This window comes from Acinetobacter sp. Li1LvA2 (assembly GCF_056156705.1).
Genome location: NZ_JBSICF010000001.1, coordinates 190,184 through 201,830 on the forward strand (window position 1 = coordinate 190,184; position 11,647 = coordinate 201,830).

At 41.0% G+C, this 11,647-nt stretch carries 10 protein-coding genes; 7 read left to right on the forward strand and 3 right to left on the reverse strand.

Annotation, left to right across the window (positions count from 1 at the left end; translation table 11 throughout):
* Positions 1-5: 5 nt before the first annotated feature.
* The 6 genes from ACS604_RS00900 to ACS604_RS00925 all read left to right on the forward strand — a co-directional run bounded on the left by ACS604_RS00900 (position 6) and on the right by ACS604_RS00925 (position 6,450).
* Positions 6-1,043 (forward strand): cupin domain-containing protein, encoded by a 1,038-nt coding sequence (locus ACS604_RS00900; protein WP_474769515.1) that lies wholly within the window; start codon positions 6-8, stop codon positions 1,041-1,043.
* Between the two features lie 27 nt (positions 1,044-1,070).
* Entirely contained in the window at positions 1,071-2,291 is a 1,221-nt protein-coding gene (locus ACS604_RS00905) for a 3-hydroxybenzoate 6-monooxygenase (RefSeq protein ID WP_474769516.1), read from the forward strand.
* Positions 2,288-2,926: a maleylacetoacetate isomerase gene (gene maiA, locus ACS604_RS00910; protein WP_353154010.1), complete on the forward strand. Its 639-nt coding sequence runs from the start codon at positions 2,288-2,290 to the stop codon at positions 2,924-2,926. The genes ACS604_RS00905 and maiA overlap by 4 nt, the downstream gene beginning before the upstream one ends.
* 32 nt (positions 2,927-2,958) lie before the next feature.
* Positions 2,959-3,660, forward strand: a complete 702-nt coding sequence (locus ACS604_RS00915) for a fumarylacetoacetate hydrolase family protein (RefSeq protein ID WP_167563540.1) — start codon at positions 2,959-2,961, stop codon at positions 3,658-3,660.
* Between the two features lie 111 nt (positions 3,661-3,771).
* On the forward strand, positions 3,772-5,115 hold the full coding sequence (locus tag ACS604_RS00920) for an MFS transporter (protein WP_353154005.1): 1,344 nt from the start codon (positions 3,772-3,774) through the stop codon (positions 5,113-5,115).
* Positions 5,116-5,193: 78 nt separating this feature from the next.
* Positions 5,194-6,450 carry an OprD family outer membrane porin gene (locus ACS604_RS00925; protein ID WP_353154002.1) on the forward strand — a complete coding sequence of 419 codons (1,257 nt, stop codon included), beginning with the start codon at positions 5,194-5,196 and terminating at the stop codon, positions 6,448-6,450.
* 77 nt (positions 6,451-6,527) lie between these two features.
* Here ACS604_RS00925 and ACS604_RS00930 read toward each other — a convergent pair whose 3' ends face one another.
* Together ACS604_RS00930 and ACS604_RS00935 are read right to left on the reverse strand one after the other, a co-directional pair.
* Positions 6,528-7,613 carry an HlyD family secretion protein gene (locus ACS604_RS00930; RefSeq protein WP_353153999.1) on the reverse strand — a complete coding sequence of 362 codons (1,086 nt, stop codon included), beginning with the start codon at positions 7,611-7,613 and terminating at the stop codon, positions 6,528-6,530.
* Complete coding sequence (locus tag ACS604_RS00935) at positions 7,610-9,187, reverse strand: MFS transporter (RefSeq protein WP_474769517.1); 1,578 nt, start codon at positions 9,185-9,187, stop codon at positions 7,610-7,612. The genes ACS604_RS00930 and ACS604_RS00935 overlap by 4 nt, the downstream gene beginning before the upstream one ends.
* A gap of 166 nt (positions 9,188-9,353) precedes the next feature.
* Between ACS604_RS00935 and ACS604_RS00940 the strand changes: the two genes are divergently transcribed.
* Positions 9,354-9,974, forward strand: coding sequence for a TetR/AcrR family transcriptional regulator (locus ACS604_RS00940; RefSeq protein ID WP_107881337.1), 621 nt, complete (start codon positions 9,354-9,356; stop codon positions 9,972-9,974).
* 80 nt (positions 9,975-10,054) lie between these two features.
* On the opposite strand, the gene ACS604_RS00945 is transcribed toward ACS604_RS00940, so the two are convergent.
* The gene (locus ACS604_RS00945) at positions 10,055-11,632 is read right to left on the reverse strand and encodes an aldehyde dehydrogenase (NADP(+)) (RefSeq protein ID WP_474769518.1); all 1,578 of its coding nucleotides are present in this window, start codon (positions 11,630-11,632) and stop codon (positions 10,055-10,057) included.
* Positions 11,633-11,647 lie beyond the last annotated feature (15 nt).

Genomic DNA, 11,647 nt, shown 5'->3' on the forward strand with positions numbered 1-11,647 from the left:
CTGAAATGGAACAGTTAGCAACACTAGATGACTTGCCGAAACGTTATCTTGGTCAACTTGAAGAATCAAATTTAGTCCCTTTGTGGCCAAGTTTACGCAATGTATTGCCCCCGCATAAACCGATGCCGCAGACCGTAGCAACTGCTTGGTATTTTCAGAATATTAAACCTTTATTGCTCGAAGCAGGTGAGTTAACACCGATTGAAAAAGCTGAACGTCGTGTATTGGTTTTAGCCAATCCCGGACATGGTCTGGAAAATATGAAAGCCAGTTCAGTCATGTATCTTGGCATGCAGCTTTTGTTGCCAAAAGAGTGGGCGCCATCGCATCGACACACCCCAAATGCAGTGCGCCTGATTGTTGAAGGTGAAGGTGCTTATACAACGGTTGAAGGTCAAAAATGCAAGATGGAGCATGGAGATTTAATCCTTACACCATCTGGACTTTGGCATGAACATGGACATGATGGCGATGAACCTGTGATCTGGTTAGATGTACTGGATTTGCCTTTGGTTTATTACATGGAAGCTTCTTATGTACAACCGGGTGAAATCCAAAAAGTGACCAGTGCTGGAAATGCTCATCATTATGGAACGGGCATTGTACCAACTGCACATTTTACCCGTGAAAATGCCTCGTATCCGATCATGCGCTACTCTTGGAAAGAAACCAAAAAAGTTTTGCACGCGCTTGCAGATGATAAAAACCATCAAGCCCCAATTCAGGTGACTTACATCAATCCTGAAACTGGCGATGACTGTCAAAATATTATTGGTTACTCAGCTTTAATGCTCAGACCAAATGAAACTTTACAGCTCCAACCGCGCTCTACTGCCCAAATTTTTCATGTGATTGACGGTCAGCTCCAAGTCAAAATTGATCAGAAAGATTTCAATTTAAATAACGCTGATACGGCATGTGCGCCATGTTTTGCTCATATTGATTTAATCAATACCTCAGATCAACCATGCTATTTGTTTATTGCAGATGAAGCACCCTTACAACGGAAACTGGGTTTGTACTCTGTGCGTGAGCGCCAGTAAATAGAATATTTTATAAGGATATAAATCATGTCAAATACTCAACAACCGATATTAATTGCTGGTGGCGGCGTTGGCGGGTTTGCAGCTGCACTGGCTTTGGCAAAACAAGGTTTTAAGGTACAGGTTTTTGAACAAGCCCCTGAAATTGGTGAGATCGGAGCAGGTATTCAACTAGGCCCGAATGCTTTTCATGCCTTTGATGCGCTAGGAATTGGTGAAATTGCTCGCAGTAAAGCGGTCTATACCGACTATATGGTCATGCATGATGCGATTGATGAATATCAGGTCGGCAAAATTCCAACCGATGAAAAATTCCGTGAACGTTTTGGTAACCCATATGCGGTGATTCACCGTGCCGATATTCATGGTTCATTGGTGGAAGGTGCAAAACAATACGGCAACTTGGAAATTATCACTAATTGTCATATTCAAAAGGTTGACCAAGATGATGCTGGCGTAACGATTACCGATCAAAACGGTACGCAATATCATGGTCAGGCACTTATCGGTGCGGACGGTGTTAAATCTGTTGTGCGTGATACCTATGTGGGTGACCCTGCACTGGTTACAGGTCATGTGGTTTACCGTGCTGTTGTACCTGAAAGCGAGTTTCCTGAAGACTTGAAATGGAATGCAGCCAGTATTTGGGTAGGACCAAATTGCCACCTTGTGCATTATCCACTGCGCGGCGGAAAGGAATATAACGTTGTGGTTACGTTCCATAGCCGTGAGCAAGAACAGTGGGGCGTAACCGATGGTTCCAAAGAAGAAGTGCTGTCTTATTTTCAAGGAATTTGCCCGAAAGCCCGTCAATTGATTGAGTTACCTAAAAGCTGGCGCCGCTGGGCAACCGCAGATCGTGAACCGATTGAAACATGGACTTTTGGCCGTGTGACATTACTTGGCGATGCAGCACATCCAACCACGCAATATATGGCGCAAGGTGCATGTATGGCGATGGAAGACGCTGTAACTTTAGGTGAAGCGTTACGTGTTACCGACCATGACATTTTAAAAGCTTTTGATATCTACCAAAAAGCACGTGTGGCACGTACAGCACGCATTGTTTTGTCTTCACGTGAAATGGGCAAAATTTACCATGCTAAAGGAGTGCAACGCTTGGTTCGCAACGACTTGTGGCGTGGACGTCCTACTGAACGTTTTTATGATGCAATGGAATGGTTGTATGGCTGGAATGTCAACAACTGCCTTGATGCAGTGAAAAACTATCAAGGAAATGTGGCATGAAACTTTATAGCTTTTTCCGTAGCGGTACATCACATCGAACCCGCATTGTGTTGAACCTAAAGGGTTTGGCTTACGAACCAGCTTATATCTCGCTCGCTAAAAACGAACACCATCAAGCTGCTTTTAAAGCTTTAAATCCGCAAGGGTTTGTACCCGTACTTGAAACTGAATCGGGAAACTTGTTGCAAAGTCCAGCCATTATCGAATGGCTAGAAGAGCAATATCCCGAACCCGCTTTATTACCTACAGATGCATTGGGTCGTGAAAAAGTCCGTGCCATTGCTGCTTTAGTTGGATGCGATGTTCACCCATTAAACAACAAGCGTGTTCTTGAATATTTACGCCAGAACTTAGGGCTGGATGATGCACAAATCAATGCATGGTGTGCCAAGTGGATTCAGGATGGATTTGCTGCTTTAGAACATATTTTGGAACAAGACCAGAGTCGCGAAAAGTTCTGCTATGGCAAGCAACCTACCATTGCAGATGCTTATTTAGTTCCACAAGTAGTTTCTGCCGAGCGTTTTAAAGTCGATTTATCGGCTTATCCAAACATTAATGAAATTTACCAACATTGCATGACCTTAGAAGCATTTCAAAAAGCAGCACCTGAACAGCAGGCTGATGCATTTTGAGTCGTGATTAACTTAATAGAAGGAATTCATATATGTCATTTATTTTTGAACCAATGACCACTGCGGGTCTATTTATTCACGGCTCAGAGCATAAATTTCCAGTACGCCGTGTGTATTGCGTTGGCCGTAACTATGCTGCTCATGCACGTGAAATGGGTTTTGACCCAGACCGTGAACCACCATTTTTCTTTTGTAAGCCAAATGATCTTGAGTCGGTTGTTCCAGTAAATACAGATGCGGTTGATATTCCATACCCATCTGAAACTTCAAATTTTCATTATGAAATTGAGTTGGTTGTTGCAATTGGTAAAGATGCCAAAAATGTCTCAGTTGAGGATGCAGTGAACTATATCTATGGCTATGCCGTTGGTTTAGATATGACACGCCGTGACTTACAGATGGCAATGCGTGAAAAAGGCCGCCCATGGGAAATCGGTAAGGCTTTTGATTTTTCTGCACCAGTTGGCCCAATTCATCCGATTACTCAAACGGGTGAAATCAATAATGCCGATATTCATTTAACGGTAAATGGTAAAACCGAACAGCACAGCGATGTTAGTCACCTAATTTGGTCTGTGGCCGAAACGATTGCCAATTTATCTACGTTATTTGAATTAAAAGCAGGTGATTTGATTTTTACAGGAACTCCAGAAGGCGTGGGTGCTGTAGTGAAAGGTGATGTTATGCGTGCAGACATTACTGGACTGACTGGAATTACGGTGAATGTGAAATAAATCAAATTGATCTGATTTATTGAAATAGGTGCTCAACCTAAATAAAAAATACAGTTGGGCACCTTTGCTAAGGATTGCATATACGCCAATGTATTGGCGAAAGGAGCTCTCATGTCTCAAAATTCTATAGACGTACAAAGTTTCATTGATGAAATACCACTATCGTCTTTGCAAAAATTAATCATGTGGTTGTGTTTTTTGATTGTTGCGATTGATGGATTTGATACCGCAGCAGTTGGATTTATTGCACCTGCTTTAAAGGCAGAATGGGGGTTGCAAGCAACCGATTTGGCACCTTTATTTGGCGCTGGCTTGTTTGGACTGATGGCCGGCGCACTCATTTTTGGGCCGTTATCCGATAAATTAGGCCGTAAACCGATTTTGATTGGTTCGGTTATTATGTTTGGAATTGCCAGTGTTTTTGCCTCTTTTTCAGCAGATTTACAAACCCTGATTAATTGGAGATTTCTCACTGGTTTGGGTCTAGGTGGGGCTTTACCCAATGCAATTACTTTAACCTCTGAATATGCGCCTACATCTCGTCGCTCTAATCTTGTAACCATGATGTTCTGTGGTTTTACTGTGGGTTCTGCTCTTGGTGGCATTTTTTCGGCTCAGCTACTTCCTCATATTGGCTGGCACGGTATCTTGCTCATTGGGGGCGTATTGCCTTTAGCGACTGTACCTTTCTTATATTTTTTATTACCTGAATCTATTCGATTTTTAGTACTTAAAAAGAAGGGCACCGAGAAAATTGAAAAGATTATTCACCGTATTGCACCGCATTTAAATAGTACTCCTACGTTGGTTCCAACAGTCAATGAAGTCGAAAAATCAAGTTTGAAAGATTTGTTTAATAAAGGCTTTGCTTTGGGCACTTTTTTGATTTGGTTTACCTTTTTTATGAGCCTTCTCATTATTTATATGATTTCAAGTTGGATGCCTACTTTATTAACCAATGAGGGCTTTAATTTATCCAACGCGTCATGGCTGACTTCAATTTTTCAAATAGGTGGAACGATTGGTGCGATTGTCTTAGGCCTGCTAATGGATAAGATGGATGCAACCAAAATTTTAAGTACGGCTTATGTTTTTGGTGGTTTTTTCCTGATTTGTTTAGGGTTTGGAATTGAACAGGCAAATACGGCTTTATTGATGTTTGCCATGTTTGGTGTAGGTGCAGGAATTAGTGGTTCGCAAGTGGGAGCAAATGCTTTTGCATCTAGTTTTTATCCAACACATTGCCGTGCAACAGGGGTAAGTTGGGCCAATGCAGTAGGGCGCTCAGGATCGATTGTGGGGTCAATTATGGGCGGCTGGTTAATGTCATTAAATCTCTCCAGTTTTGAAATTTTAAGCATTTTAGCGATACCTGCATTTTGTGCCGCGGTTTCGTTGTTACTCATTAAACGTTTAAAGAAAAATCGGTCTCAAGTTTTAGTTGCTTCGAATTGAGATAACACGATTCCACTGAACAAATATATGTCTGTGCCAAAGGATGGCGCAGACAATAATTAAAGGATGATTTGTTTCATGAAATATTTAAAAACACCATATTTAAAGTTTTCTACTCTTTTATTTATCTGTAGTGGTCATTCATTGTTGTGGGCAGCAGATACCACTCAACAAAGCGAAGATGAATGGAAGTTCACGCTAAAGAATGCCTATATTAACCGTAATTTTGTTAATGATGCACTCAAAGATACGGGTAGCTGGTCTCAGGCAGCATCTTTATTTTATAAATCGAAAATGCATGACACTCCGCTGCAAATTGCAGATAAGCCGATTACGATTGGGGCTGATGCTTCTGTTCAATACGCCGTTCGCTTAAGTTCAGACAAACATGTTGCTGACACAGTTTTGCCTTTTAATAAGGAAACACAATCTCAAGCATCGGACTTTTTAAAATACGGCGCCACTTTAAAACTGGGTTATGACAAAACACTTTTAAGTGTCGGTGAACTCTGGTTAGACCTGCCCGTAACAGCTGTGGATGCAAGCCGACAATTGCTTGCTTCTTATTGGGGAACCAATCTTAAGTCGCAACTTTCAGATCAGCTCTATGCTGAAATTGGTCGGGTTGAAAAAGTATCACCACGTAATGAAGAAGACTTTAAAAAGTTTTCCTTTACGGCAAATGGAATGACGAAAGAATCTGATGGCTTAAATTATATTGACCTGCGCTATCAATTTACGCCGTCACTCAAGGGTGAATATTACTTTGGTAATTTAGAAGACCTCTACAATAAACACTATGTAGGACTTGAGCATAATTGGAAACAACCTAATTTTGCGCTTACTTCTAAGTTTAAATACTTCAATGCAAAAGATGACGGCAATACTTTTGATATTGATGCGCAAAACATTGGCGTGCTAGAGGCTCTTAAAGTAAAAAATCATACCTTTGGCTTAGGTTACCAACAAATTATCGGTGAATCAGCTTACCCATTACCAGATGGTTTCTTGCCAGAAACTTACTTCATTAACTGGAATGCCACCGGATTCTTTAAAGAAGACGAAAAGTCTTACCATGTCATGTACGGCTATGACTTTAAAGATTACGTTCCGGGCTTAAATGCGATGGTGAAATACGTTTATGGAAATGACTTTAAAGCAGCCAATGGTGAGAAAAACCATGAAACCGAGTCAAATGTGATTTTAAACTATGCATTTCAACAACCGCTCTTAAAAGGTTTTGCCCTGCAATACATTCGTATTGATTACAACGTAAAACACGGCAATGACTTTGGTGAAGACCGATTGTTTGTAAACTACACTAAAAAGTATTAAAGACTTTTAAAACTCATCATTAAAAAAGAGACCATTTACGGTCTCTTTTTTCTCTCATATTTTGAAATCTAGACTATCTACTTATTGGTATCAATAGAGACCAAAACCGATAAGCCGGGACGCAATAATTTAACGTCTTTTTGATTTTCAATGAGCTTGATTCGTAAAGGTAGACGCTGAACAATTTTGGTAAAGTTACCAGTTGCATTGGTCGCAGAGATCGGAGAGAAAAATGCGCCAGTAGATGGAGAGAAACTATCTACCACGCCTTTTAGCTCAACGTTATAAGCATCTACATAGACATTAACAGGTTGTCCGATCTTAATTTGTTTTAGCTCAATTTCACGGAAGTTTGCTTCTACATAGACTTGGTCTAAAGGCACAACCACCATGAGTGGATTACCAGCGTTCACAAAGTTACCTACGTTAGCTGACTTTTGACCAATCATGCCATCAATAGGTGCTCGAACTTCTGTATAACTCAAATTCAGTTTTGCTTTATCAAGTGCCGCTTGTGCTTGTTTAAGAGCAGCTTGTTTGGCTTTTACCTGAATTTTGTATTGGTTGAGCTGATACTGTGCATCAATCACTTTTTCTTTACTACTGTCTAAGTCAGCATATTGTTCAGTCAATGTAGTCTTAGATTGCTGTGTAATTAATCTAGACTCCGCTCCAAGTGCCTGTAGTTGCTCATAACGCGCCGTATTATCTTTTGTGAGTTTGATTCCAGCTTCTACTTTTCTCAGCTGTGCTTCAGTTTCTCGAATAACAGTGGGTTGTCTATCAACTGCCAGCATCGCTTCACTCACGTCAGCTTGTGCTTTTGCATAATTAGATTCAGCTTCTGCCAAAGCAGCTTGATAATCACGTGCATCGATTCGCGCTAAAAGTTGGCCTTTTTTTACGGTCTGATGATCTTTAATATAAATCTCTTCAATATTGCCAGAGACTTTAGGAGCAATGGTTGAGTACTCTACATCCACACGTGCATCGTCTGTTTCAATAGTCGAAGATGGTAAAAATATAAGTTTTAAAACCCATAAAATAGAAACTAAAACAATAATGAACGCAATAACCATAACCCAATGCTTTTTGAGATATTGCACCTTTGTTAATTTGGCTGACTCGGTCGCAGAGTGATCTTGGGCTTCTAGAGTACTCATAAAGATTTTCCTGAGTTATGACTATTCATTAACTTAATGAGAGCAATGCGTGGTGGATAAGTTCTAACGGGTAAAATCAGCATAACGATAAATAAAATTGCAGTAAGGCCAGCTAAAATTAGATATTGATCGCTAATTACTAAAACAGATTGTTGCGCTTGAATCGCAGAATTGAGGGCAGATAAACCGCCTGAAACACGATCTGCACCATTTGCGGTAAGCACAGGGGGAGTAAGCGGATTAATGACAGGGCCTTGAATATTTTGGAAAACATGTTTTGCGGTATTTTCAATCAACCGTGTTGAATGGTATTCACCACGTACGCGATTGACCCAATCCAATATGCACACACCTAGTACACCGCTAATCGCACGCGGAGTGTTAATCATCGGTGATGCATAAATTGCCATGGTTGGATGAACACTGTTTGTACCCATCATTAAGAGTGAGAGCACGACACAGGTTTGGCCCAAACATGAGATGGCGTGCCAAAAGTAAAATTGGTCTTGATTCCAAGTGGTATCGAGTTGACTCGCACCTAGGCAACCAGCAATAACCAGAAGTAAACCAAAACCGTGTACATATCGGCTATCGACCCAAGCTTGATTTAAAAGCTTCACAACAATAGGAATATAGATAAATTGCAATGCCGCAATTTGTAAGCCAATCCACATGGTCTGAGTGGGTTTATAGCCATGCACAGCACTTAAGTAATTCAGTGGTAATGTACTGGTAGACATACCAATAATGACAAAGCAAAACAGGGCAATAACAGCGTAGGCAAAATTTCGGATTTCAAGCATTTGCGGTTTAATTAATGGTGATGGATAACGCCATTCATGTATGAAAAACCAAGGTAAAGTTATTGCACTAATTAAGGCTAATAAACAAATTAATTGAGAATGGAACCAGTCTAAATGGTTGCCATGCAATAACATGGTGCTCAGGCTGGCTAAGCTAATAATCGCTAAAATCGCCCCCATCCAATCGTAAGTTTTTATTCTTGAATAATTCAATGGATCTTGGGGAATACCAAAATAAACCAGTGCAGCACTTAGCGCACAAAAAGGAATGGTTTGGAAAAATATCATTTTCCAGCCAACCACATCTAAATAAAACGCAGAGAGTGCAGCACTTAGGTTAGGAAAGAATGTTGCAGTTAATGCGTAGCAGGCGAGACCCCATAGCCGAATGTCAGGTCCTAAAAATCTAAGCGCACAGGCCATGAGTAAAGGAATGGTTAAACCGTTGGCGAGCCCTTGTAAGCCACGCAATAAATAAAAGATTTCGATATTTGGACTAAAAGGAATTAAAACGCTAGAAAAGAGACAAAGTCCTATAGCAAAAAGCAGAACTCTGCGCATAGAAAAAATTACCGCCCAACTGGTAGACAGAATCATGCCAATAATCATGGCACTCGCGTAAATACTGTTGACCCAATAACCAGAGTCAACACTAATTCCCATCGCGCCACGAATGTCGACTAAGGTAATGCTCGTGATTCGGTTATTAAATTCAACAGTCATTGCAGCAAAAATTGCACCTGCTAAACCGATGAGTGGCTTTGTATTCATTTTTTACCTTAAGTCTTAAACATCCATTTATTGCATGGAGCAGATATTTACTGTACTGTACCGATCGGTACTCTACTCTCTAATTAAATTTCCGTCAATTCTCGATTTTGAACTTTTCGATGAGTTACACTTAGAACGAAATCGCTAAAATTTTTATAAGGTCAATATGTCAGTTTCAACTAAAGCTAATGAAAAAGATCAAAAAATTCTGGATGCGGCAACCAAGTTTTTTTTGATTCACGGTTTTAGTGGGACAACGACAGACATGATTCAGAAGGAAGCGGGTGTTTCAAAAGCAACGATGTATGGGTGCTATAAAAATAAAGAAGCGATGTTTGCCGCGGTGATTGAACGTCAATGCAGAAACATGCAAGAGCAAATCATTTTAGTCGAGACAAAAGCTGAAAATTTACGCTCGGCTTTAACCGAGATGGGGAAAACCTATCTGTGTTTTATATTGTCGCATTCAGGATTGGCATTTTTTAGAGTTTGTATTGCAGAAGCAGTTAGATTTCCCGAGTTATCTGAAAAATTCTTTGAAGTAGGTCCTCAAAAGCTTGCAAATATTATTGCGGGTTATCTTGAAAAATCTCAAAAAAATAAAGAGATTGAGTTAAATTCTTCTGCTGATATAGCAGCAAATATCTTCTTGGCATTATTACGAAGTGATGCCCATCTAAAGTGTCTGACACATCCTAATTATGCAATTTCTGATAGTGAAATTAGTACTTGGGTTGAGTACGCAGTTGATTTATTTTTAAAAAATATCAATTACAAACCAAGTTGATTTAGAGGATTTTATTTTATCTATAAGCTCTGGATGTAGAAATTAAAAAGAGACCCACTAGGAGTCTCTTTTTTAATTGATTAGATCGCTTCTTTGGTCATCTCACCATTTATCAGTCTTAAAATCTGCAAGGGGTTGCTGTCTTTTAAAGCCTCTGGCAATAAACCTTGCGGATAGTTTTGGTAACACACAGGTCTTAAGTAACGGTCAATGGCCAAGGTTCCAACTGAAGTACCTCGGGCATCTGAAGTGGCCGGATATGGTCCGCCGTGTACCATGGCATCACAAACTTCAACACCCGTTGGATAGCCATTTATAAGTAATCGCCCAGCTTTCTCTTCTAACACAGGAACAACTTCTGCAAACTCTGTTAAATCTGTTTCATCAGCAATTAACGTCGCAGTCAGCTGACCATTCATGCTTTGTAGCGCCTGAATGAGTTGGGCTGTATCTGCCACTTCAATGACCACTGTAGCTGGTCCAAAGATTTCTTCTTGCAGAAGCTGGTCACCTGCTAATAAGAGTTCAATATCCGCTTTAAAAAGTTGTGGCTGCGCCTGATTGCCTTGCTGGGTTTGACCTGCCAAATGTTCAATGCCTTGATGCTGGGTTAAGTGCTCAAGACCAGCGGTATAGCTTTTTAATGTTCCAGCATTCAGCATAGTTTGTGGAGGTTTGCCACCCATAATTTCGGTTAGGTTGCTAATAAGCTGAGTAAACTCGGCTGATTTAATTCCCAAGACTAAACCTGGATTGGTACAGAACTGACCACAGCCTAAAACGACTGAATCTGCTAAGTCCTGTGCAATTTTTTTACCACGGTTTTTTAAGGCTTCTGGCAACATCAGCATTGGATTAATACTGCTCATTTCAGCGAACACTGGAATCGGTTGGAGGCGGGCTGCTGCCATGTCACATAAAGCGCGACCACCACGCAGTGAACCTGTAAATCCAACCGCCTGTATTAAAGGATGCTTAACCAGTGGTCCACCCACACCATTGCCATAAATCATGTTAAATACACCTTTAGGCATATTTGATTTTGCTACGGCACGTTCAATTGCCTGAGCTACGAAGTCTGCTGTTGCCATGTGGCCACTATGCGCTTTCACCACTACAGAGCAGCCTGCGGCGAGTGCCGAAGCAGTATCGCCACCAGCGGTTGAAAAAGCGAGTGGAAAGTTACTTGCCCCAAAGACTGCAACAGGGCCAACACCAATTTTAATCTGGCGTAGGTCTGGGCGAGGTAAAGGCTGACGCTCAGGCAAAGCTGTATCAATACGAGCACCTAAAAAGTCACCACGGCGCAACACTTTAGCAAACAGACGCATTTGTCCACTGGTACGGCCCCGTTCACCTTGCAAACGTGCAAGTGGCAAAGCGGTTTCTTGCGAAATAGTCTCTAGAAAATCGGTGCCCAAGGCATCGAGTTCATCGGCAATATTTTCTAAAAATGTAGCGCGCTGTTCAGGTGATGTATGGCGGTAAGTTTTAAAGGCTTGACTGGCCGCTTCGCAGGCCTGATTGATCTCTTGCTCGGTTGCATGATGAAATTCATAAGGTAAAGCTTCACCAGTTGTTGCATCCACACTTTTTAATAAAGTTGTACTTTGTGCGCTGCGTAAACCGCCAATAAAGTTGTGTCCGATAATGGTCATAATAAAATCCTGAAA